The sequence below is a fragment of the Ensifer sp. ENS09 genome (assembly GCF_014852425.1).
Taxonomy (GTDB): Bacteria; Pseudomonadota; Alphaproteobacteria; order Rhizobiales; family Rhizobiaceae; genus Ensifer.
Genome location: NZ_JACVBP010000004.1, coordinates 823,326 through 846,666 on the forward strand (window position 1 = coordinate 823,326; position 23,341 = coordinate 846,666).

General features: G+C 62.4%; 16 protein-coding genes. 2 read left to right on the forward strand and 14 right to left on the reverse strand.

Annotation, left to right across the window (positions count from 1 at the left end; translation table 11 throughout):
* Positions 1 to 16: 16 nt before the first annotated feature.
* On the forward strand, positions 17 to 499 hold the full coding sequence (locus IB267_RS24120) for a heme-binding protein (protein WP_192449919.1): 483 nt from the start codon (positions 17 to 19) through the stop codon (positions 497 to 499).
* Positions 500 to 696: 197 nt separating this feature from the next.
* On the opposite strand, the gene IB267_RS24125 is transcribed toward IB267_RS24120, so the two are convergent.
* The 8 genes from IB267_RS24125 to cyoA form a co-directional block, all read right to left on the reverse strand.
* Entirely contained in the window at positions 697 to 2,901 is a 2,205-nt protein-coding gene (locus IB267_RS24125) for a TonB-dependent siderophore receptor (protein ID WP_192449920.1), read from the reverse strand.
* A 173-nt stretch (positions 2,902 to 3,074) separates the two neighbouring features.
* Positions 3,075 to 3,959 carry an AraC family transcriptional regulator gene (locus tag IB267_RS24130; protein WP_192449921.1) on the reverse strand — a complete coding sequence of 295 codons (885 nt, stop codon included), beginning with the start codon at positions 3,957 to 3,959 and terminating at the stop codon, positions 3,075 to 3,077.
* 117 nt (positions 3,960 to 4,076) lie between these two features.
* Positions 4,077 to 10,058 carry a putative Ig domain-containing protein gene (locus IB267_RS24135; protein WP_192449922.1) on the reverse strand — a complete coding sequence of 1,994 codons (5,982 nt, stop codon included), beginning with the start codon at positions 10,056 to 10,058 and terminating at the stop codon, positions 4,077 to 4,079.
* Positions 10,059 to 10,528: 470 nt separating this feature from the next.
* The gene (locus tag IB267_RS24140) at positions 10,529 to 11,281 is read right to left on the reverse strand and encodes an SURF1 family protein (protein ID WP_192449923.1); all 753 of its coding nucleotides are present in this window, start codon (positions 11,279 to 11,281) and stop codon (positions 10,529 to 10,531) included.
* 22 nt (positions 11,282 to 11,303) lie between these two features.
* Positions 11,304 to 11,708: a cytochrome o ubiquinol oxidase subunit IV gene (gene cyoD, locus IB267_RS24145; RefSeq protein WP_104666342.1), complete on the reverse strand. Its 405-nt coding sequence runs from the start codon at positions 11,706 to 11,708 to the stop codon at positions 11,304 to 11,306.
* Complete coding sequence (gene cyoC / locus IB267_RS24150; protein WP_192449924.1) at positions 11,705 to 12,325, reverse strand: cytochrome o ubiquinol oxidase subunit III; 621 nt, start codon at positions 12,323 to 12,325, stop codon at positions 11,705 to 11,707. Before cyoC ends, cyoD begins: the two co-directional genes overlap by 4 nt.
* A 4-nt stretch (positions 12,326 to 12,329) precedes the next feature.
* Positions 12,330 to 14,333, reverse strand: coding sequence for a cytochrome o ubiquinol oxidase subunit I (gene cyoB / locus IB267_RS24155; protein WP_192449925.1), 2,004 nt, complete (start codon positions 14,331 to 14,333; stop codon positions 12,330 to 12,332).
* 80 nt (positions 14,334 to 14,413) lie between these two features.
* Complete coding sequence (cyoA, locus tag IB267_RS24160) at positions 14,414 to 15,505, reverse strand: ubiquinol oxidase subunit II (protein ID WP_192449926.1); 1,092 nt, start codon at positions 15,503 to 15,505, stop codon at positions 14,414 to 14,416.
* 327 nt (positions 15,506 to 15,832) lie between these two features.
* Here cyoA and IB267_RS24165 point away from each other — a divergent pair, with 327 nt between their 5' ends.
* Positions 15,833 to 17,158, forward strand: a complete 1,326-nt coding sequence (locus IB267_RS24165; protein ID WP_043621273.1) for an MFS transporter — start codon at positions 15,833 to 15,835, stop codon at positions 17,156 to 17,158.
* A gap of 121 nt (positions 17,159 to 17,279) precedes the next feature.
* Here IB267_RS24165 and IB267_RS24170 read toward each other — a convergent pair whose 3' ends face one another.
* The 6 genes from IB267_RS24170 to IB267_RS24195 form a co-directional block, all read right to left on the reverse strand.
* Positions 17,280 to 18,596 (reverse strand): HAMP domain-containing sensor histidine kinase, encoded by a 1,317-nt coding sequence (locus IB267_RS24170; protein ID WP_192449927.1) that lies wholly within the window; start codon positions 18,594 to 18,596, stop codon positions 17,280 to 17,282.
* Positions 18,597 to 18,600: 4 nt separating this feature from the next.
* Complete coding sequence (locus tag IB267_RS24175; RefSeq protein WP_192449928.1) at positions 18,601 to 19,254, reverse strand: response regulator transcription factor; 654 nt, start codon at positions 19,252 to 19,254, stop codon at positions 18,601 to 18,603.
* Between the two features lie 138 nt (positions 19,255 to 19,392).
* Positions 19,393 to 20,127 (reverse strand): isoprenylcysteine carboxylmethyltransferase family protein, encoded by a 735-nt coding sequence (locus IB267_RS24180; RefSeq protein WP_192449929.1) that lies wholly within the window; start codon positions 20,125 to 20,127, stop codon positions 19,393 to 19,395.
* Between the two features lie 12 nt (positions 20,128 to 20,139).
* Positions 20,140 to 20,907 (reverse strand): carboxy-S-adenosyl-L-methionine synthase CmoA, encoded by a 768-nt coding sequence (gene cmoA, locus IB267_RS24185; protein WP_192449930.1) that lies wholly within the window; start codon positions 20,905 to 20,907, stop codon positions 20,140 to 20,142.
* Between the two features lie 662 nt (positions 20,908 to 21,569).
* Positions 21,570 to 22,445, reverse strand: coding sequence for an FAD:protein FMN transferase (locus tag IB267_RS24190; RefSeq protein ID WP_192449931.1), 876 nt, complete (start codon positions 22,443 to 22,445; stop codon positions 21,570 to 21,572).
* 20 nt (positions 22,446 to 22,465) lie between these two features.
* On the reverse strand, positions 22,466 to 23,323 hold the full coding sequence (locus IB267_RS24195; RefSeq protein WP_192449932.1) for an aldo/keto reductase: 858 nt from the start codon (positions 23,321 to 23,323) through the stop codon (positions 22,466 to 22,468).
* Positions 23,324 to 23,341: the final 18 nt, after the last annotated feature.

The following is a 23,341-nucleotide window of genomic DNA, read 5'->3' on the forward strand; positions in this document are numbered from 1 at the left end:
GGAAAGGAACCCATTAATGATCCGCAATATCGTGCTTGCAGCCGCTCTTCTCGCTCCCGTTGCCGCCACCGCTCAGGAGCTTCCGACCGCTGCCTACCTGCCGCTCGACATGGCCGTCAAGGCTGCCGACGCGGCACTGAAGGCATGCGCCACAGAAGGCCACAACGTCAGCGTCGCGGTCGTTGCACGTGACGGTTCGACCAAGGTTCTCCTGAAGGCCGACAATGCCGGCCCGCACACCGGAAACAGCGCCCAGGGCAAAGCCTTCACCTCGGCCGCCATGGGTCGCGATACGGCTGGCCTCGGCGAGTTCATTGCTTCCAAGCCCGCCAACGAAGGCCTTCGCGACATGGACGCTCGCATGGTCATCCAGGCCGGCGGCGTGCCGATCAAGTTCGGCAAGGCGCTCGTTGGTGGCATCGGTGTCGGCGGCGCGCCGTCGGGCGACGTTGACGCAAACTGCGCAACTGCAGGGCTTGCTGCAATCGGCGCGAAGTAATTCGCTCCAAGGGAGGCTCCCGCCCTTGAAAAGGCGGCGGGTCTCTCCATTTAAAGGCCACTACCCGTTTCGAGTGCTCTCAGTCGTCGGCGCCTTTGGCGTGCGATAGCGGCACTCCGGGTTGAAAACAGGGCGCTCCCCAACACGGGTTGAGCGCCCTGTTTGCTTTTGGCAGATCGTCGATCAGCCTACCGGTCTCACCAGGTCTTGCTGAGCTTCAACGTGACCGTGCGCGCATCGCCGTATCCGCAAACAAGCAGGCCGCTGCAGCCGCTGACATAGTCCTTGTCGAACAGGTTGGTGACGTTGAGGGCAGCACCCCAGCCATCTTTCTCGTAACGCAGGGCTGCGTCGAAGACCGCCGATGCCGGCACCTTCTCGGTGTTTTCCTTGTCCGCCCAGCTCTCGCCGCGATAGCGCACGCCGGCGCCGAGGCTGAGGCCTTCCAGCGCGCCCTGCTGCACCGTGTAGTCGAGCCACAGCGAGGCCTGTGCATCGGGCGCTAGATAGGGCGACTTGCCGATCAGCGCCCGGTTTGCATCCTCGGTCACCTCGATATCCATGAAATCGAGACCCGCAATCAGCTTCCAGCTTTCGTCAAGATTGACCTTGCCCTCGAACTCGATGCCGCGGGAACGCACCTCGCCGGTCTGGGTGGAGATGCTGGTCAGCGGATCGGTGACAAGAGCGTTGCGCTTGGTCAGCTGATAGATGGACGCCGTCAGCACGCCATCAAAAAAGGTCGGTTCGTACTTGATCCCGGCTTCGAATTGCTCGCCCTCTTCCGGCTTGGTGTTGCCGGTCGCCGTTACCGCCACGACCGGATTGAAGAAGGTCGCGGCGCTGACGTAGGGGGTGAGGCCATTGTCGAATTCATAGGCAAGTCCGGCGCGGCCGCTGAGCGCGCCTTCGCTGTAGTCGAAGCTCGAATTCTGGGTCGGCGCCCAGAAGGTCGGTCCATTGTCGGTTTTGGTGTCGACATAGTCGTAGCGGCCGTTAAGCGTCACGAGCCAGCCATCGCCGAAGCGGACCTGGTCTTGCGCGTAAACGCCGAGCTGCTGCTGCGTGATCACCTGGTTGATATAGATGGCGTTGGCCGGCTGCGGCGCGCCATAGACCGGATCGGTGGCGCTGATCGGCGTTCCCGCCGACGACGCCTGGACGTGGTCCAGCCGGAAGAACTTGTAGTCGAGACCAACGAGGACTGTATGTTCAAGCGCTCCCGTCTCGAACTCGCCTTCAAGCCGGTTGTCGACGGCAAACGTATCCACCTTCGAGGTCGCCTCGAAGCCAAGGCGATAAAGCAGATTGCCCGGGGTCGCCGGCGTGTTCGAAACCGGGAAGGGAAGGCTCGGATCGTAGTAGCCGTAGGTGTAAGGCCCGTTTTCGTGCTTGTAGAGATGGCCGTAGCGCAGGTTCTGGCTGAACTGCCAGCCGCTGTCGAACTCGTGCTTGAATTCGTAGCCGAGCATCTGCTGCACGTAGGTTCCGGTATCGATGTCCGGTTCGCCGAAGAAGGCCTTGCGATCGATCTTGCCGAAGGATGCGTCGACGACGGAGCCGTTATAGGGCAGGAAGCCGCCGCCGGTATGGACCTGATCGAGGCCCTGCAGCAGGCCGTAAACGGTCAGGCTGGTCGCATCGTCGGGCTGGTAGGTGATCTGCGGCAGAATGAAGCCGCGCAGATCCTCCGAGTGATCGACATAGTTGTTGCCGCCGGAAACCTTGCCGGTGACGCGGTAGTTGATCGCGTCGTCCAGCTGCCGGTTCACGTCGATGCCGAGAAAGGCATTGCCGTTGTTGTTGATGCCGGTCTCGACATAGGTTGAGTTCTCCGCCTGCGGCCGCTTGCTGATGAGGCTGATGATGCCGCCCGGATTGGCGCCGCCATACAGAACGGAGGCCGGACCTTTGAGCACCTCGACACGCTCCAGCATGAAGGGATCGATCTGGAACCCGCCGAAACCGTAGGAGAAGAGGTTGAGACCGTCGAGGAAGACGCCGGTCTGCGTCGCGTCGAAGCCGCGGATGTAGAACCAGTCAGTATCCGGGTCGACGCCGAAGGGCTCGGCCATCACGCCCGGCGTGTAGCGCAACGCCTCGTCGACCTTGTTGACAACGCCACGGTCGTCAAGCTCCTCGCGTCCGATGACGGAAACGCTCTGCGGGATTTCGGCGATCGGCGTTGCGGATTTCGAGCCGGTGGCCGTTGCCTTGGCGACATAGCCATCGACCGGCCCGGTTGCATCGCTCTCTGTCCTGGCGCCTGTCGCCTCGATCGTTTCCAACCTCGTCGCCGGTGCATCCTGCGCGATAGCTGCGCCCGCCGCCAGAACCGCAACGGCGGCGACCCCGCTTGCCAGCCATTCCGTCAGCCGTATTGCCTTGCCTCTTACCATCATCTGTCTGTCGTCTCACCCGATCGACCGCAGGCCTTTTCAGGCGACGCGGCTTACACTCTCTGATAAGGTGAGTCTTTATATCAACTATTCGGGCAGCTCTTGTCGCGATCGGCGGAAATTGAACGTTCCTGGGCTCTTTGCTGCGAACAACTGCATTGGAAGATGGCATTTGCTCAGGCCGTTCGGTTGCGCTTCCACGCTGCCGGCGTGGCACCTACGACTTTGCGGAACACCCGGGTGAAGTGCGCCTGATCGGAGAAGCCGGTCTCGGCCGCAACCGTCGTCAACGACGCCTCGTTCTTCAGCAACAATTCCTTGGCTCGCTCGACCCGTGCATTGGTCTGCCACTGATGCGGCGCCATGCCGGTCGACGCCTTGAACGCATGGCTGAAATGCGACTGCGACAGTCCGGCAAGGGACGCCAATTCCCCCAGGCGGATGTTGCGCCCCCAGTTCTCTTCGATGTACTCAACCGCACGGCGAAGCTGCCAGGCCGCAAGCGGGCTGCGTTTGCGGCCATCGTTGCGGTTGAGTTTCATCAGGTCGATGAACAGGGCGACCGTGAGGCCATCGCCGTAGAGATCGTGCAAAGGCTGCGGGTTGACGCATTCGGCGGCGATCAATTGCGCGAGTTGCAGAAAGCGCTCGTCATGAAACATCAGCCGCGGCGTGTCGCAACGGCCGGCATCGAGATCTTCCGCCAGGCGCCGGCTGAGGACATCGAGATTGAAATGCAAATCGAGGTGGCGGATGCGCCTGACATCGACCATGTCGGCCCAAATTTCCATGCCAGCCGGAATATAGGAAAGCGCCTGCTGATGCGCGTTCTCGACCGCGCCGCGCCCGCCGGGCGAAAGTCTGACATTGCAACGGCTACCGCCCTCAGCGTCGAGCACGATGAACATGCGCGGATCATCCGAGAAATAGTGGCCACCTGCCCTCGCCTCGCACTCGACGTCCCAGACATCGGCGATGATGCCGTTCCACTCCCGCCGATTGAGCCCGCCGATCACCTTGAACCCGGAAATCTTGTTCTGCATCCGCGGTTGAAACGACATCCAGGCGTATCCAATGCTCTAGGGACGAGGCGACGCCTCCGGCTATTTCCTTCCTCTATTACTCATCTTTAATGTTTTGCGGAAGCCCCGTCGATAAGGCGACGTGGCTTTCCGCCGTCAGAACCGGACGCGAGCACCGACTTTCGCGCCGGCGGCTTGCGAACCGTCACCCTCGATGTTGAACAGCAGCGAGAAGTCGAGGTCCCAGTTGTCGTTGTTGGAAAGGGCAAGCCCAGCCGAGACCCGGCCAAACAGGCCTTCGCCATCGAGCGAGGCAAAGCCGACATCCGCTCCGACCGTCGGCGACAGGATCAGGCCGTTTTCCAGCTCCAGCGTCCGCTCGACATCAAAGCCGATGCTGAAGCGGGCCTGCTCCTCGATGAACCCCTTGAGGTCGATCGTCTCTCCGAGCGCGTTCTTGACGGTGTAATCGTCGACCTCTTCGTTGAAGTAGACGGCCCTCAGCTTCGGTGTCAGCACGGTGATCTCGTCGAGTTGCCACTCGCCGGTCAGCTTGACGTCCGCCATCCAGCGGGTCGTGTCGAAGGCGCCGGTGAAGATACCGGTGTCGATGTCGTTCGACGAGCCGCCATAGAGCAGGTTGGCATCGAGGAAGACCCCCTGGCCGATTTCGAACGAGGCATAGGGACCGGCGAGCCAGCCGTTGCCGGTCAGTTCGGCATCCTCGTCGGTCGGGTCGCTCATGTAGTCGTAGTGGAACGACAGGCCGACCAGCGTCCGCTCGTTGACGAGATAATCGGCGCCGATCGAGAACAGGGCGAAGTTGCCCCACGTGTCGCTATCGTCATCCTTGTCCTTGTGGAACAGGAAGCTGCCGTCCATCCAGACGTCGAAGGGCTGATCGGTCTTCACGAAGGTCTGGCCGGCTGCCGCCGCATCGGCGGCATCGCGCGCCGCCTGGATCTGCGTGAGGCTGGTCGAGAAGCCAAGGCGCGCGCCCCGTTCGGACGGTGCGACAGCCGTCGTCACCGGATCGGTGCTTGCCGCCGCCCGACGGCGCTCAATCAGGCCCGGAACCTTGACCGTCGACGACAGCAGGCTCTGCCGGTTGCGCACGAAATCGCGCACCAGGCCGTCGATCTCCTCGCCGGCTGCGACACGGTCGAGCGCGATCTTGTAGGTAACCCGGCCGAGATTGGACGCGCCGAGCGCGCTTCTCAAGGTGTAGCTGACCACCGCCGAACCGCAATAGGACGGATTCGGCGTGAACTTCAGGTAGAAGCCGACCGGCGTGAAGCTGCCGGCAGCCGCAAGCTCGCCTTCGATGATCTCGGCCGTGCCGGCAAAGGGCGGCGAGACCGAGGCGACCGATGCATCTATGAAGGGACCGCCGGTGGCGCCACCGTTCAGATAGACATCCTTCGGCGTCGAACCGGCCGGAACCTCGACGACGACATTGGGCACCGTCACCGCGCGGGCGTTCAGCTTCAGCGTATAGGCGGCCGAACCGCTGGCGCCGCGGCTGTCGGTCACGGCAATGGTGAAGCCGTAGGTGTCAGGCGCCGCATCGGCGGCAACCGGCCCGGTCAATTCGCCGGTCGAGATGTTGAGCACCATGCCCTTCGGCAACGCGCCGCTCTTCAGGCTGTAGACCAGCGCACCGGTGCCACCGGTTGCCGCAATGCGGGCCGAATAGGCCTCACCGACCATGGCGTCGGCAAGCCCGCCGGGCGACGGGGTAAAGACGAAGCTCGCGGACGCAACGGCGATCCGGTAGCTGGCCTGGCCTGTCGCGCCATGGGCGTCCGTCGCCGTCACGGTGAAGCCGAAATCGCCGTCGGCCGAAGGCCGTCCCGAAATCGACCCGCTCGATGCATCGAGCGTTAGACCGCCCGGCAGCGCACCCGACGAGACCGTGTAGCTGTAGGGGGCCGTGCCGGCGCTGGCGGCAATGCTCTGGCTATAGGAAACACCGGGCACGCCGTTGGCAAGCGCCCCGGCTGCCGGCGTCAACACCAGCACCGGCGGCGAGACCGTAACCGAAACAGTGGCCGGCGCCGACGTGCCGGTCGCATTCGTTGCCGTGTAGGTGAAGCTGTCCGCCCCCGAATAACCGGCCGCCGGCGTGTAGAGGATCGCCGTCCCCGTCACCGTGGCCATGCCATGCGCTGGCGCCGTGGCGATCGCAACCGACGTCGCCGCCCCGCCCGTCAGATTGAGGCTGATGGCATTTGCGCTGGAGTTCGCAGCGACAGTGGCGCCGACCGGGCCGGCCGATGGCGCCTCCACGGCAACCACGAGACTATAGCTTGCCGTGCCTGTGGCATTGTTCGCGTCGGTCGCCGTCACCGTGAACGTTGCCGGTCCATCGGCGGTAGGCGTTCCGGACAGGCGGCCGTCGGCTGCCAGCGTCAACCCAGCCGGAAGTGCACCGCCGGTCACCGCATAGGTGTAGGGAGCGGTTCCGTTGGCAGCGGTGATCGTCAGATCATAGGCATCGGCAACCGTTGCACCAGCAAGCGCACCCGCAGCTGGTGTGAAGGCGAATGTCGGCGGCGACACTGTCACCGTGACGGTCGCCGGGGCGGAAGTACCGGTCGTATTGCTTGCCGTATAGGTGAAGCTGTCAGCGCCGGAGAAGCCGGCCGCCGGCATGTAGTTGAACGTGTTTCCAGCCACCGTGGCCGTGCCATGCGATGGGGTCGCGACGATGGCGACCGAAGCGGCCGCCCCGCCCGTAAGATTGGGCGTAATCCCGTTGGCCGACGAGTTGGCGGCAACGGTTGCCGTCGTGGCGTTGGCGATCGGCGCCTGGATGCGAACCGTCAGGCTATAGCTGCCGCTGGTCGCGGTTGCGCCATGGGTATCGGTCGCCTCGAGCGTGAAGGTGAAGCTGCCGTCAGCAGTCGGCGTGCCGGACAGTGTACCAGCCGCGTCGAGCGAAAGTCCGGCCGGAAACGCGCCACTGGCCAAGGCGTAGCTGTAGGGCCCCGTTCCGCCACTGGCCGTGAAGCTCTGGCTGTAGGCCATTGCCACGGTTGCGGTCGGCAAAGCGCCAGCCGCCGGCGCGAAAGCGAAAAGCGGCGCGGAGACGAGGAAGGACTGGCGGACATCGGACGCGGCCAGGTAAGCGCTGTCACCGGCTTGCGAGACCTCGATGGTGCAGGTGCCACCATTGCGGAATGTGACGTCGCCGGCTGGCGTGACGACGCAGACGGGCGTCGTCAGCGACTGGAACGTTACCGGCAGCGCGGAGCTGGCGCTCGCCGAAAGCGTCACCGGCGTTGCATAGTCCTGCGGGCCGGGATTGGCGAATGTGATCGTCTGCGGCGCCTTGGGCGTCACCGTGTTCGACGCACCGGAGGCCGGTCCCGTGCCGACAGCGTTGGTCGCCGTCACCGTGAAGCTGTAGCTCGCGCCGTTGGTGAGACTGCCGACCGTGACCGGACTGGACGCTCCGGTTCCGACAAAACCGCCCGGACTGGACGTGATCGTGTAGCTGGTGATCGACGCGCCGCCGGCGCTTGCCGGCGCGGTAAAGGTAACGGAAACCTCGCCGTCGCCGGCCGTCGCTATGCCCACGGTCGGGGCGTCCGGAACAACCGCGTTGACGGTAAAGCTCTGGGTGACCGTCATCGCAGGCAGATAGGTGCCGTCGCCGCCCTGGTCGGCAGCAATCGCGCAGGTCCCCGCGCTGTGGAAGGACATGCTGCCACCCGGCGTGATCGTGCACACGGCCGCGGTCGAGGATGTGAAGGTAACGGGCAAACTCGCGTCCGACGATGCCGTCAATGTCGGCGTGGTCCCGAACGTCTGCGCGCCCGGATTGGCAAAGGTGATCGTCTGGGTTGCGCGCGGCGTGACGGCGTTCGAGGCCGCCGACGCAGGCCCCGTACCGGCGCTGTTGGTTGCCGTCACCGTAAACGTATAGCTGGTCCCATTGCTGAGACCCGTCACCAGGACCGGGCTCGACGGCCCTGTTCCGACAAAACCACCCGGGTTCGACGTCACGGTGTAGCCGGTGATCGACGCGCCACCGATGCTTGCTGGCGCGCTGAAGGCGACGGATGCCGAAGCGACATCGGCGGTTGCGGTTCCGATCGTCGGTGCGCCGGGTACGACGGCATCGACCGTGAACGTCTGTGAGACTGTCGGTGCAGCCAGATACGTTCCGTTCCCCACCTGATCGGCTGCGATGGTGCAACTGCCGGCCTGGTGGAAGGTCAAATCGCCCTCGGGCGTCACCGTGCACACGCCGGCAGTCGACGAGCTAAAGGTAACAGCCAGGCTGGAACTCGCCGTCGCCGTCAATGTCGGCGAAGTGCCGAACGACTGCGTACCCGGATTGGCGAACGTGATCGTCTGTGCGGATCGCGGCGTCACCGCATTGGAGGCGGCCGACGCGGTGCTTGTCCCGGCGCTGTTGCTGGCGGTCACGGTGAACGTATAGCTCGTGCCGTTGGTCAGGCCAGTCACCCTGACCGGGCTCGTCGTATCCGTGGCCGTCATCCCGCCGGGGTTCGACGTCACGGTATAGCCCGTGATCGTCGCGCCGCCGTTCGACGCCGGAGCGGTGAATGACACGTCCGCATAACCGTCACCCTCCACAGCGGTACCGATGGTCGGCACGTCGGGCACGGTCGGCGCAACGTCGAAAGTGAAGACCTGGCTGCCGGTCGCGCCATAGGCGTCCGTTGCCGTAACGGTAAAGGTGAAGGCGCCACCGATCGTTGCAGTCCCCGACAAGACACCATTGCTTGCGAGCGTCATTCCGCCCGGCAAGGCATTCTGCGTGACGGCGAATGTGTACGGGCTTGCGCCGCCGGACGCCGTGAGCGTTTGCGAATAAGCGGTGCCAGCAGTCGGATCGGGAAGTGTCGCCGGCGAGAGTGCAATCGTCGGGGCTGCGATGATGATGGAGAATGCGCGCGAGGCGGTCGAGCCTTCCGGATCGGTCGCTGTCACCGTGAAATTGAACGGACCGCTTGCCGTTGGGGTGCCGGAGACGACGCCGCTGCTCAAAATCGACATGCCAGCGGGCAGTGCACCGGCTGTCCGTGCAAAACTCAATGCACCCGATCCCCCGCTGGCACTCAGCGTTTGCGCCGCATAGGCCTGGTTGTAAACCGGATTTGGCAGCGTTGTCGTCGAGATCGCGATCGGGGCGTAGTTAACCGAATTGTCGGTGCTAGTGGATGGGTCGTTGGTAAAGCCCGCCACGCTCGTGGCCTTGCCGGCGGGTATGGACGCCATGACCGTGCCGGCCTGCGTCATCCCGCCGACCGAAACGGTGTAATTGGCGCCCGAACCCGAAACGCTCGCCGTCGTCGCGCCGGCAGTGCCGGAAATCTGGACGTCGCCGGCGGAAAAGCCCGTGACGGGTTTGCTGAACACCACATCGAAAGCGATGGATGTCTTGGCGCTGGGATCGGATTGCGAGCCTGCCTGGTTGATTGTGACCGTCGGCTTGGTGTCGACCCAATGGCTGGCGCCGGTCGCAGTGCCCGTGCTGCAACCACTGCCGCCACCGTAGCTGGCGGAAACCGTGTGTTGACCGAGCGGCAGCGTCGACGTCTGGAAGGTCGCGGACGATGCCGTGCTGACAGGCCCGGTCGGCGTTAACCCAAGGGTCGTCGACTGCGATCCGATCGTGATCGTCACGTTTCCGGGCGGCGACTGGCCGGCGTTGCAGCCCATCGACGATACCGTGGCGGTTACGGATACGGGGTCCCCCGGACGCGACGGGTTCGGCGAGGAAGCGACGTCGAGCACAACAGGGCCGCCTGTTGCGGCACGCACGACGATCGTCGGGCTGGTGGCGCTGAACCTTCCATTGCCCCCGATGCGCGAGCCTGCGATTTGCACGAAGTCGGAAAATTGCCCGGACATCACGTCGTTGGCATCGACCCGGTAGGAGCCGGAGCAGGTTATCGGCGACGTGCCGCTGCCGACCGGGCCGCACGAAACGGCAACACCCTTGATCGCGCTGGTGGCGGCATCAACACCTGTAATCGTGTAGGATCCGGGATTGATCACATAGGTGAAATTGATCGTGTCACCGAGCGCATTGAATGTCGTGGGGCTCGCGGATATTGCCACGGATTGAGCCGAGGCGCCGAAAGCCGAAGCCAACAGCATGGCCATTGCGCCGAACAACGACGGAAAAGCTCCACGCAAAAAAGCGGACGAAAACGATCGTCCGTCCGTGGCGTTGCCAGCCCACAGCCCCATGAACACCCCCAAAAAATGCCGGGCCCCACCCGGCCGAGGCAGCTAATGAAGCGGCGGGGAGAGAGTCAATCTTGCAACTCTTCATTGTTGCGGAAAGCGCGATGCGAACAATCCATGTGGCTTACTTGCCACAGTTTTTGACGTCTAGAAGGTGGATTTTCGCCGTTTCCGGACTCACCTTACGCCCATTGCAACTCATGGTAATTACGGTTTCTCGGTCGATGCTGTTACCCGAACTTTCAGCACATGACGGACCAGAATCATCGACCGACGCGCGCCTTTACAGCCCACCGCCCGCTGCAGACCCCTCGGCGACCGTCTGCCGTGGCCGGAATCGTGAACGACACCAACGCGCGGTGGCGCGACCTGACGCCTCACTAATGTGAACTCGTCGACCTTCGACGGACGATGTATACGCCCCCCACGCTCATGCCCGCCAGTGCGAACCAGGTCAGCGCGTAGACGAGATGGCTGTTGCGGAAGCTGACGACCGTGAGGCCGCCGATCGGCAGACCGCCTGAGTTTGGCGTCGCGTCTGCGTCAATGAAATAGGGGGCGACATCCGTCAGCCCTTTTGCCGTCGCGATTGCCGCAACATCGCGGGAAAACCAGCGATCGCCTGAGGGATCGTTGGATCGAAGAAAGGCGCCGCCCGGTTCGCTGATGCGCAAAAGCCCGGTTACCCCGGTCGACCCTAGTGCTTCGCCTTCCGCACGGTCAGCCCGACCACGCCGGTCGGCAGGCACGAAGCCGCGGTTGACGAGAACCATCGTGCCGTCTTCGCGGTGCAACGGCGTCAGCAGCCAGAATCCGGCACCCCGCTCGGTTACGGCCTGCACCAGCACCGATTTGTCATGATTGAAGGTGCCCGTCGCCGTGACGCGAAGATATTCGTCCTTTTCCCGGGTGATGCTGTCCCAATCCGGCCGCGGCGGGGCCGGCACTGCTGCCGCATGCACGCGCGCATCGACGCGAGCGATCAGGTCCAGTTTCCAGAAGAGCCGCTGGATCTGCCAGGTCCCGAGCGCGACGAAGACGACGGCGAGAAGCAGGAGCGCGCCCCTCAAAAGGAAACGGGCGCGGGAGGACGCCTTCGCACCCTCCACTTTCACGTCGTGGCCGCCGGTCATGTTCGCGTCCGTCCGCCCCTGATCAGGGCATGTTCTTCATCATCTCGTGGGTCATCGGCATCATGTTCGTATTGAGGTGATGCATGACCCAGAGCGAACCGGCCAGCGCGATGCCGACGATGATGATCGTGAAGATCAGCGCCATCAGCGTCCAGCCGCCTTCCGAACGGGCGTTCATGTGCAGGAAGTAGATGACGTGCACTACGATCTGCACGACACCGATGCCCATGACGAGCACAGCCGTCAGAAGCTTGCTGTCGAGCACGCCGCCCATGACCAGCCAGAAGGGAATGGCCGTCAGGATCACCGACAGGATGAAGCCGGTCATGTAGCTCTTGAACGAACCATGCCCGGCAGCGTCGCCCGGATGGCTGTGCGCGTGGTGAGGCTCGAACGCGCTTTCGTGGCCAGGATGCTGCGAACTCATCCAAGTACTCCCAACAGATAGACGAAGGAGAAGACGCCGATCCAGATGACGTCGAGGAAGTGCCAGAACATGGAGAGGCACATCAGGCGGCGGCGGTTTTCCGGATTCAGTCCATGTTTCTTGACCTGCACCATCAGCGTGATCAGCCAGATGATGCCGAAGGTGACGTGCAGACCGTGCGTGCCGACCAACGTGAAGAACGAGGACAGGAAGGCCGAACGCGTCGGACCGGCACCCTCGTGGATCAGGTGGTAGAACTCATAGAGCTCGAGCGCGAGGAAGATCGCGCCGAACACGCCGGTGACGCCGAGCCAGAACAGCGTCTCCATCTTGGCGTTGCGCTCCATCTGGAGCATGGCAAAGCCATAGGTAATCGACGAGAACAAGAGCATCGCCGTGTTGATGGCGATGAGGTTGAGGTCGAACAGGTCGGCCGGCGCCGGACCTGCCGCATAGTTGCGGCCAACCACGCCGTGCGTGGCGAAGAGAACGGCGAAGATCAGGCAGTCGCTCATCAGGTAGAGCCAGAAGCCCAGCATGGTGCTGTGCTCCGGGTGATGATCTTCCTTCAGGTAGAACTGCGGCTTTTCTGTTTCTTGGACTTGGGTTTGGCTCATCGTTTCAGATCCGTTCCGCAAGCAGCTTCGAGCGTGCATCTTCCGTCGCCGCGACGGTTTCCGCGGGAATGAAGAAATCACGGTTGTAGTTGAAGGTATGACCGATGGATACGGCGATCAGAGCGACGAAGGATACCGCCGCCAGCCACCAGATGTACCAGATCAACGCGAAGGCGAGCACGACGCTGAGGCCGGAGAGAATGACGCCCGTGCCGGTGTTCTTCGGCATGTGTATCGGCTTGAAGCCTTCGAGCGGGCGCTCGTAACCGCGGCTCTTCATGTCGTACCAGCTGTCGTGGTCATGCACGACGGGCGTGAAGGCGAAGTTGTAGTCCGGCGGCGGCGACGAGGTCGACCATTCGAGCGTGCGGCCTTCCCAGGCATCCCCCGAGGTTTCGCGCAGCTGGTCGCGGCGGAGATAGCTGACGACAAGCTGGATGATGAAGGACGCGATGCCGATGGCGATCAGGATCGCACCGAAAGCGGCGATGATGAACCAGATCTGCAGCGACGGGTCTTCGAACTGGCTGACGCGACGGGTAACGCCCATCAGGCCGAGCACATAGAGCGGCATGAAGGCGAAGAAGAAGCCGATCTGCCAGAACCAGAAGCTCATCGCGCCCCAGAAGTAATCGAGCTTGTAGCCGAAGGCCTTCGGCCACCAGTAGACGACGCCGGCCATCAACCCGAACAGCACGCCACCGATGATGACGTTGTGGAAGTGGGCAATCAGGAACAGCGAATTGTGCAGCACGAAGTCCGCCGGGGGAATGGCCAGCATGACACCGGTCATGCCGCCGATCACGAAGGTGACCATGAAGCCGATCGTCCACAACATCGGCAGTTCGTAGCGGATGCGCCCGCGATACATGGTGAAGAGCCAGTTGAACATCTTCGCGCCCGTCGGGATCGAGATGATCATCGTGGTGATGCCGAAGAAGGCGTTGACCGAGGCACCCGAACCCATCGTGAAGAAGTGATGCAGCCACACGAGGTAGGACAGGATCATGATCACGCAGGTGGCGTAGACCATCGAGGTGTAGCCGAACAGACGCTTGCCGCAGAAGGTCGCGACGACCTCGGAGAAGATGCCGAAGGCCGGCAGGATCAGGATGTAGACTTCCGGGTGGCCCCAGATCCAGATGAGGTTGACGTACATCATCGGATTGCCACCAAGGTCATTTGTGAAGAAGTTGAAGCCGAGGTAGCGGTCGAGCGACAACAGCGCCAGGGTCGCCGTCAGGATCGGGAAGGTCGCGACGATCAGGATGTTGGTGCAGAGCGAAGTCCAGGTGAAGACCGGCATCTTCATGAAGGTCATGCCCGGAGCGCGCATCTTCACGATGGTCGCAATCAGGTTGATGCCTGATAGCGTCGTGCCGACACCCGCGACCTGCAAGCCCCAGATGTAATAGTCGACACCGACGCCGGGACTGTAGTCCGCGCCCGAGAGCGGCGGATAGGCGAGCCAGCCGGTGCGCGCGAATTCACCGACGAACAGCGACATCATGATGATGACCGCGCCGCCCGTCGTCATCCAGAACGAGAAATTGTTGAGGAAGGGGAACGAAACGTCACGCGCGCCGATCTGCAGCGGCACGACATAGTTCATGAAACCGGTGACGAAGGGCATCGCCACGAAGAAGATCATGATCACGCCGTGCGCCGTGAAGATCTGGTCGTAATGGTGCGGGTTGAGGTAGCCCTCGTTGCCGTTGAAGGCGATCGCCTGCTGCAGGCGCATCATGATCGCGTCGGCAAAGCCGCGCAGAAGCATGATGATCGCCAGGATGATGTACATGATGCCGATCTTCTTGTGATCGACCGATGTGAACCACTCGTGCCAGAGATAGCCCCAGAGCTTGTACTTCGTGATCAGCGCAACGATCGCCAGGCCACCGACGGCCACGGCCGCGAAGGTCACGACAAGGATCGGCTCGTGATAGGGGATCGCTTCCCAGGTAAGCCGCCCGAAGATGAATTGCGTGAGGCTGGTGTCACCAAACATGGGTCTTCCAATATGTCTCGAATTGCGGCCCAAAAGGCCTTGGCGCTCGCTGGATCGAAGCCTGCGAGCGCGCGAAAGTCCTACTGCGTCTTGTGCATGTCGTGGTTCATCGGCTCTGCAGATGGTGCAGGCTGCTCTTCCTTGACGCCCTCGGCCGGTTCCTCGCTCTTGGCGGGATTGCCGGTTTCGGGGAAGGTCGCAGCCGGTGCGGCCGCTTCGGTCACACCGCCCACATGGCGGTTGTCGTGCTCGAGCTTGGCCCGGTTCTCATGGCTTTCGACACCGGCTCCGCCCATCATGTCGATGTGCATCATATCCTTCATGCACATCTGGCCTTCGCGCACGCACATGTTGAGAACGGCTTCATAGAGGCCGTCATCGACGGAAGCGTAGTAGCGCACCGGCTCCTTCACGCTCGGCTTTTCGAGCTTCAGGTAGGCGTCGCGATTGAGCATCGTGCCGTTCTGCTTGACCCGGGCAACCCAGGCGTCAAAGCCTGCCTGGTCCACACCGTGGAACTTGAAGCGCATGTGCGAGAAGCCGTCGCCGCTGTAGTTTGACGAAAGGCCTTCGTATTCGCCTGGCTTGTTGATGACGGCGTGCAGCTTGGTCTGCATGCCGGGCATCGCATAGATCATGCCGGCGAGCGCGGGAACATAGAACGAATTCATCACCGAGGAGGCGGTGATCTTGAAATTGATCGGCACGTCGACCGGTGCCGCCATCTCGTTGACCGTGGCGATGCCGTATTCCGGATAAAAGAACAGCCATTTCCAGTCGAGCGCGACGACTTCAACCGTGATCGGCTTCATCTCTTCGGTCACCGGGCGCGCCGCATCGATCCGATCGAGCGGTCGATAGGGGTCGAGCTTGTGGGTGCTGACCCAGGTGATCGCGCCGAGCGCGATGATGATGGCGAGCGGCGCCGACCAGATGATGACTTCGAGGCCGGTGGAATGGTGCCATTCCGGATCATACTTGGCGGCTGTGTTCGACTGGCGATAGCGCCAGGCAAAGAACAGCGTCAGGAAGAGGACGGGAACGATGATCAACAGCATCAGGACCGTCGAAATAACGATCAGATCCCGCTGCTGCGCGGCGATGTCACCGGAAGGCGACATCACCACCATGTTGCATCCCGAGAGAACGGAGAGCAACAGGACGGCAATCATCGATCGTCCGGCTAAACTGTATGGCTTCGGCATTGCGGCCTCAACTTGCGTTTTGTCTAGTCGGCATTACTCGGGCATGATCGCGCATGGAAGTGAGGTCCATCGTCGCAGCGCAACATTTTGCCGCAGTGCAGTGACGGCCGTATCGCTCTATGCGCGTTTGTACGGGCGCAAAGGCTTATTGTCGGTTCGATGCCGGCTGTTCCAGCGAACGTTAGGCACGAACTCGAATGAGGCATGTGCGCATGTACGTGCACGGCATTCTTGATATCAGACGCCAATTGGTCAACACTCTAACGACAAGACGTTCGTTCGTCGGAGAAATTCATGGTTTCGGTCGCTAACCCAACATCGTCTGGTCTCGAACGGGACGCACGTCGCATACACGAGGACGACAAGCCTCTGTCCCCCGGCAGCATCGCCATCGGCGTGGTCATTGGGCGAACCTCGGAGTTCTTCGACTTCTTCGTCTACGGCCTCGGCTCTATTCTCGTTTTCCCGAAGCTGATCTTCCCATTCGCACCCAATGCGGTCACCGCGACGCTGATGTCCTTCGCGCTGTTCCCGCTTGCCTTCCTCGCCCGCCCAGTCGGCTCCTTCGTCTTCATGTGGGTCGACCGCAATTACGGGCGCGGCACGAAGCTGACGATCGCACTCGTCATTCTCGGTGGCTCGACGGCGTCGATCGCCTTCCTGCCCGGCTATGACACGATCGGATATTGGGCCGTGGCGCTCCTGGCATTGTTCCGGCTCGGACAGGGCTTTGCGCTTGGCGGCGCCTGGGATGGCCTTGCATCGCTGCTGAACCTCAATGCGCCGCAGAATCACCGTGGCTGGTACGCGATGATCCCGCAGCTCGGCGCGCCGATCGGCTTTGCGCTTGCGAGCATCCTCTTCGGCTACTTCGTCAGCAACCTGTCGCAGGAAGATTTCCTCGCCTGGGGCTGGCGCTATCCCTTCTTCGTCGCCTTTGCGATCAACGTCGTGGCGCTCTTTGCCCGCCTTCGCATCGTCGCCAGCAAGGAGTTCGGCGCCGCCATGGAAGCCAAGGAGCTCGAGGCACGGCCGATCTTCGAGATGCTCAGCAAACACAGCATCGACGTCGTGCTCGGTGCCTTCGTGCCGCTTGCAAGCTTTGCGATGTTCCACCTCGTCACCATCTTCCCCTTGAGCTGGGTGACGCTCAACGGTGGCCAGTCGGCCGCAGAGTTCCTGTGGGTTCAGGTCGCCGGTGCTGTCGTTGGCGCCATCGGTATCGTGCTTTCGGGCGTGATTGCCGACCGGGTCGGCCGCCGCAACCAGCTGATGATCGGCGCGATCCTGATCGCGATCTTCAGCTTCTCGGCTCCCTTCCTGCTCGATGCCGGCGGCAAGGGCCAGGACGCCTACATCCTGATCGGCTTCGCCATACTCGGCCTTTCCTTCGGCCAGTCCTCCGGCGCCGTCTCCTCGCGCTTCACCCAATACTACCGCTACACGGGTGCCGCTCTGACGTCGGATCTCGCCTGGCTCGTCGGTGCGGCCTTCGCGCCGCTCGTGGCGCTCGGCCTTGCAAGCAGCTTCGGCATCATCTTCATCGGCGGCTACCTGATTTCGGGTGCAATCTGCACGATCGCCGCGCTGAGCCTCACCCGGGCGCTCGACCAGCAGTAAGGTCTAGAGGCAACCGGGGTGCCGTTCCAGGCGCCCCGGTTGCTCGTCCTTCCACCGCGTCGCCGTGATCGATAGCCACGAAACACTTGGCTCAGACACCGGCGGGTTCACCGGCGAGCCATCAAAGGCGGACCTCCACCTCAAAACCCTGCGTTCTGCCCCGCGCCGGCGAAGCGATCCGCAATTCGCCCTGCATCTGCTCGACGAGCCGCTCAACGATGGCAAGGCCGAGCCCTGAACCGGAGGCCTCGGTCGGGCCGCGAACGAAGCGTTTGGTCAGGTTGGCGCGAACGTCGGCGGCGACGACAGCGCTTTCGTTGGTGACACGGATACCCATCGGGTCGACATGGAGATCGACGCGGCTGCCCGGCGGGCTGTGGATCAGCGCATTTTCGAGAAGATTGCGCAAAACGATCGCAAAGGCGTCCACACGAATCGGGCGTTCGAGCACGGTGCCCTTGGCGACGTGAACATTCAGGCGATTGGCGCCGAGCGCCGAGCGCTCCAGGTCCTGCATCACCACCATCAAGACCGGCAGCAGATCATGCTGTTCGTCCGAAATGGCAATCTCCGCCTCGGCGCGCGACATCTGTAGCAGCTTCTCGGCAAGCCGGCTCAGATGCACGAGCGCCCTTTCGATCTGGGCGGTTCTCGGCTGGTATTCCGGCGGCACCTCGCGCGCCAGCCGTTGGGTTTGCGCGAGCGCGCCGGCAATCGGGGTCCGCAGTTCATGGGCGCTGTTCGATGTGAACTCCCGCTCCGCCTCCAGGCCTGCCTTCAGCCGCGCCAAAAGCAGGTTCACGGAACGGGCGATCGCGCGCAATTCACGTGGCAGCGTCGCCTCGTCGATCGGCGCCAGATTGCCGCTGTCCTTGGTCAGGATGTCGTCGCGCAGCTGAGAGACGGGCGACAGCGTGCTGCGGACGACGAAGACGATCGCAAGGATGCTGCCGGGTATCAGCACGAGCAACGGCAGAAGCAGCGCTGTTCCGCCTTCCATGAGCGCCTCTGTCCGATGCTCCATCGCATCGGCAACCTGCACGTAGAGCGATCCGTCGGTGGTCCCGGCCGTAAAGATCCGATGGGTGGCGGTCTGCGAGAAGCCGGTCGCAAGGGGAACGGCAAAGGGCTCCGGCGCGCCGTCGTCAAACAGGACGCGGCCATCGCGGTCGCGCACCTGATAGGTGAGATATTGCGCATTGAGCGCCGGTGCCACGACGGAGGCTTTTGGCGCGCCGTCCGCCGCGTCTCTGGCGACATCGTCGGCGATGACCTGCAACAATCGCTCGGCCGTTTCCTGCACGCCGCTGTCGAAGATTTCGGTGAACTCGTCCTGCATCACGTAGACGCCAAGTCCGAGCGCAACGAACCAGAAGAGGGCGACGATGCCGGTAAGGGCAATCGCCAGTCTGCGGGTCATGCTCCTCTTGTCGGACATGCGATCACCTAAGGCAGTAGCCGAGGCCGCGCACGGTCTCGATCCGATCGGGCCCGATCTTCTTGCGCAGGCGGCTGATATAGACCTCGACCGTATTGCTTTCGATCTCGGCGCCAAAGGCGTAAAGCGCATCGTGCAGTTGCGCCTTGGACACGAGCGCGCCGGGATGCGCGACCAGTTTGTCCAGCACGGCCCATTCACGGGCGCTCAGGTTCTGGCTGTCGCCGTTGACGGCGATCTTGCGGTGAACCTGGTCGATCTCGATGCCGGGCAGCTTGACCGTCGGCGCGGCGTTGCCGGTGTAGCGCCTGGAAACGGCCAGCATGCGGGCCGTCAGTTCATTGAGGTCGAAAGGCTTGACCAGATAGTCGTCCGCGCCGCTGTTGAGCCCCTCGATCCGGTCGGATATCTGGTCGTGCGCCGTCAGGATGATCACAGGCGTGCCGTCACCACGTGCGCGCAGCGAACGCAGAAGCATCAGTCCATCACCGTCGGGCAGCCTGAGATCGAGCAGGATCAGTCCGTAGGTTACCGTATCGGTCGCGGCCACCGCATCGAGGACGCGCTTGAACCAGTCCACCGCATGGCCGGCCGCGGCGACATGGTCGCGCAGCGCCTCCCCCAGAACCTGATCGTCTTCGACTAGTAGGACTCTCAAGATATCACCGGACACTTGTTCGTCCTTGCCTAGGGTCGATCGGGGATGGGCGTCAAGTCCTTGAGCGGCCAAGCGGAGAAATGCGGTGACGGCGGCCCGTTTCGGCCGCCGCCCTCAAGGCGCAGAAGAGCGAGGATTTCAGGAGGCGACGGGATCGCGAAAGGCCCCGCGTCGCTTCTTGTAGCTGATGACAGCCGTCGCGATCCCGACCAGCGCCATCGCGCCGCCGAGAACAGCCAGCACGCCGGCATTTTGGCTAGACGACTCGTAGGTCGCGAACTTGTACATCTCCGTCGCCAGCACCGCGATCATGGCCGCCGAGACGGTCGAATAGTCCTTGCCGACGACGCGCCTGATGTTGAACGTCATGCCTTCCGTCGACTGGCTGAAGTTCGAGAGGCGCAGCATCCAGCGCGGCACATCGCGGCAATAGGCGCGATAAGCGTCGCCGAAGGTGCGAAGCAGGAAGGCCTCCTCCGCATAAACGATGCACTGATACATGAAGGCAAAGAGCCCGATACCGACCACGATGAGCAGCGGGTTGCCGTGCAGCAGAAAGACGCCGGAGTAGAGCAACATATTGCCGACATAGAGCGGGTTTCGGCAAACGCCGAACATGCCCTCGGTCACCAGGTCCTTGGCGTAGACCTTCTTTTTCAGGCCACCACGCTGGATGTACTTGTAGCCGACGACCGTCGCGCGCAGTGCCAGGCCGGCCAGGATGACGAGAACCGCGACCGCGTCCTTGGCCAGCGTCAGCAGCGGATTGTCCAACACCAATGCCGGCGGCGGCATCAGCAGGAACAACACCACGATGATCGCGGGGAACAACTGGTTGCGGAAGCGGAAGAGAAAATTGCCGATCGCGATCATGGTCTGTCCGTCCTACTTGATCGCGATAATGCCGCAGAAATTGTACCAGCGGAAAAACACTTCGACGCTGCGGAAGCCCACCTCCTTCAGAAGCTGGAAATTTTCCTCCAGGCGATAGGGAATGAGGACGTTCTCAAGCGCCTCGCGCTTCTTGGCGATCTCGATCTCGGAATAGCCGTTGCGGCGCTTGTAATCGTAGTAGTGCTCGATGAACAGGCGGTTGAACGTCGAGTCCTCGCTGGTCAGCTTTTCGACGAGCAGCAGAGCGCCGCGCTCGTTGAGACCATCATAGATCGAGCGCATGACCCGCTCGCGATAGAGGGGGCGCACGAACTGCAGGGTCAGGAGCATCAGGACAGCGCTGGCATTGTGGATCTCGATGCCCTGGTGCAGGTCGCCTCCCCTGAGGTCGATCGCCCGGTTGGAGTTTGCCTGGGCGATCTTTTCCTTCGCCTTCTCGATCATGTCCGGCGCGTTGTCGATGCCGACGAAGCGCACGGCAGGATCGACGATGGCGTCCAGCCCGAGCAGCGTCGTCGCCGTCGAGCAGCCGATGTCGTAGAGGTTGGTGTCGGCTTCGGCAAAGTCGCTGGCGAGTTCGCAGACCATCCGCTGGATTTCGCCGTAATAGGGAACCGAGCGGCTGACCATGTCGTCGAAGACGGCAGCCACAGTGGCATTGAAGGCGAAGTCGCCGACATTCTGGTCCGGTGCGGCGAAAACTTCATCCCGGCGGTGGCTGTTGTCGTGCACGTGTAGATGCGGGGCCTTGCCAACCATTCGCATTTTCCTTTCTTTTCCGGAGCACGCCAAAGGAGAGGGCAATCGCCTCTGTCCCCGGAGCGATTGATGCACCACACAAGCCACCCTAACCTGACACCAACCTGAAAGGTTTGGCCGCGGCGGGTTCGCCAGATCGCGGCACCGAGGCGCGGCATCACGGCGCGATCACGCGATTTTGCCGGCAGCGACTGAGCATTGTTGGGAGGCCTGAGCGTCCAAGGAGGCTGGCCTGTCGGTCAGCGCCACCGACGTAGTTTATTGTCTACCTGCGCGCTGCTTGTTCCCTAATCTGGCGTATGGCGTCGTTGAATCCTTTCGGCGTCCCGCTCGAACCCGCCAGCTTTCCGACCCTGACTTGATCGATACGTCTACCTACAACGGCCTTCGGCACGGCGTCCGCGAATGCACGTTGGAGTTCTAGGGAGCGACGCACGTAGGCGTGCGGTGTTACAGCGACTGCCGTGATGACTCCGTCATTCAGCGTCACTCGGACGGTGATGTGAGAGGGCTGCCCGCCGTATTCGCCCGTCGCCGTATACTCGCCGTCGGCGTACTGCGGGGGACGTGCGCCCTGAGCGTCGGCTTGTCCTGAAAGAACCACGGAGAGTGCCGCAGCCATAAGAATATCGCTTTTCTGGTTTCGCATGGTCGATCCCTTCTCATATGAACAGTTCGCCTTCGAAGTCTTCAGACACTTCTACACGCCCGTCCGCAAACATGCGGACGTACGAGAAGTCGAACGTGGTCTTCAGACGCGAGGCGGAACCGAAGAAAAGCGCTGTTGCAAGGCCGTCCGCAGTCGCCGTGTCGGCGGCGATGGCCCAGGTTGCGATGACATCCATGGTGGGACCCCCCGTTCGGCCGTCGAGGACATGATGGAGGTTGTCGCCCCATCGTCTCCGGTTGGCTGCCGAAGCGCAGAGAGATCTGTTCAGCAGGCTCGCGACGCCGATCACCATTGTCGGATCGAGAGGATGTTCCAGACCGACTTCAAGGGCGGTTCCACCAGCGTGGCGCATGTCTCCGCTGCCGTCGACAATGAAGTCTCGGAACCCTGCCTTCTCCAAGACATCAGCTACTAGATCAACGAGATATCCTTTTCCGACAGCGCCGAGGTCGATCGTGAGCGGCTTCCGCGTCGATAGCTCGCTTCCATTCCTGAGCACGTCGCGCCGCCAGCTTGCGCGCTGCAGTCCGCAGTCGATTGGGAGTGGCAACAGCGAATACTCGCGGTCATAGCCCAGCAGTTCGAGATCCCGGCCGATCAAAGGATCCACGGCCCCATCCGTAGCTACGTAAAGCCGGTCGTAGAGATCGAACATCCCCGCCGCTTCGGATGGGAAGACGAACGAGCCACCGTCGACGGCTTCAGAGACCCTCGCGATCATCGAGTCCTTGCGGAACCGGGAATAGGTGCGATCGAAGCTAACGACCAGCCCCAGAATTTCTTCCCGGGTTCCGGCATCGAGTGGTGCAGGCGTGTCGACCTCCCAGGCCGTGCCTATGGCATCGAAACCGAAACGGGAGGTCGACATGCCGATACTCCGACCTCGGCTCAAAGCTTGCGGGTGCCGAGCCACTTAACTTTCTCCGGATCGCGATGATCGAAGAAGCTGCTGGTCTTCTGGTCGAGCGCGCTGATCGAGGCGACATCGTCCTGGTCGAGTTCGAAGTCGAAGACCGAGAAGTTCTCGGCCATGCGCTCCTTTCGGACGGACTTCGGGATCGCGACGATATTACGCTGGATCAACCACCGCAGCACGACCTGAGCGACACTCTTGCCATGTTTCTTACCGATCGACTGCAAGAGCTCGTTCGTGAACAGCCCGTTCTTCCCTTCCGCGAATGGACCCCAAGCTTCGGGTTGAACACCGTATTCCTGGAGGATCTTCTGAGCGTCGTCCTGGTGATGGAATGGATGGATTTCGATCTGATTGACCGCGGGGACGACCTTGTTGTGGAGTGCGAAGTCCACCAGACGGTCGGGATAGAAGTTGCTGACGCCTATCGCGCGGATGCGGCCCGCCTCGTACAACTCCTCCATCGCGCGCCAAGCACCGTAAACGTCGCCGTATGGCTGATGAATGAGCCAGAGGTCGAGATAGTCGAGCTGTAGCTTGTTCAGCGAACGCTCGAACGCGGCCTTGGCCCCCTCGTAGGTCGCGTCCTCGATCCAGAGCTTGGTCGTGACGAACAGTTCCTTTCGATCGATACCGTGGTTGCGGATCGCGGTGCCCACGGCCTCTTCGTTGCCGTAAGAGGTCGCGGTATCGAGCAGGCGGTAGCCGACATCGATCGCATCACGGACGCTGCGCTCGCACTCGGCGGGATCGGGAACCTGGAAGACGCCGAATCCCAGGATCGGCATCTGGAGCCCGTTGTTCAGGGTGACGGTGGGTACGGTGGTAGTCATCTTCATATCCTTTGTCTG

Coding starts and splice junctions, on each gene's coding strand:
- IB267_RS24120 (WP_192449919.1), top strand. CDS start 17: ATGATCCGCAATATCGTGCTTGCAGCCGCTCTTCTCGCTCCCGTTGCC.
- IB267_RS24125 (WP_192449920.1), bottom strand. CDS start 2,901: ATGATGGTAAGAGGCAAGGCAATACGGCTGACGGAATGGCTGGCAAGC.
- IB267_RS24130 (WP_192449921.1), bottom strand. CDS start 3,959: ATGTCGTTTCAACCGCGGATGCAGAACAAGATTTCCGGGTTCAAGGTG.
- IB267_RS24135 (WP_192449922.1), bottom strand. CDS start 10,058: ATGCTGTTGGCTTCGGCTTTCGGCGCCTCGGCTCAATCCGTGGCAATA.
- IB267_RS24140 (WP_192449923.1), bottom strand. CDS start 11,281: ATGACCGGCGGCCACGACGTGAAAGTGGAGGGTGCGAAGGCGTCCTCC.
- cyoD (WP_104666342.1), bottom strand. CDS start 11,708: ATGAGTTCGCAGCATCCTGGCCACGAAAGCGCGTTCGAGCCTCACCAC.
- cyoC (WP_192449924.1), bottom strand. CDS start 12,325: ATGAGCCAAACCCAAGTCCAAGAAACAGAAAAGCCGCAGTTCTACCTG.
- cyoB (WP_192449925.1), bottom strand. CDS start 14,333: ATGTTTGGTGACACCAGCCTCACGCAATTCATCTTCGGGCGGCTTACC.
- cyoA (WP_192449926.1), bottom strand. CDS start 15,505: ATGATTGCCGTCCTGTTGCTCTCCGTTCTCTCGGGATGCAACATGGTG.
- IB267_RS24165 (WP_043621273.1), top strand. CDS start 15,833: ATGGTTTCGGTCGCTAACCCAACATCGTCTGGTCTCGAACGGGACGCA.
- IB267_RS24170 (WP_192449927.1), bottom strand. CDS start 18,596: ATGTCCGACAAGAGGAGCATGACCCGCAGACTGGCGATTGCCCTTACC.
- IB267_RS24180 (WP_192449929.1), bottom strand. CDS start 20,127: ATGATCGCGATCGGCAATTTTCTCTTCCGCTTCCGCAACCAGTTGTTC.
- cmoA (WP_192449930.1), bottom strand. CDS start 20,907: ATGGTTGGCAAGGCCCCGCATCTACACGTGCACGACAACAGCCACCGC.
- IB267_RS24190 (WP_192449931.1), bottom strand. CDS start 22,445: ATGTCGACCTCCCGTTTCGGTTTCGATGCCATAGGCACGGCCTGGGAG.
- IB267_RS24195 (WP_192449932.1), bottom strand. CDS start 23,323: ATGACTACCACCGTACCCACCGTCACCCTGAACAACGGGCTCCAGATG.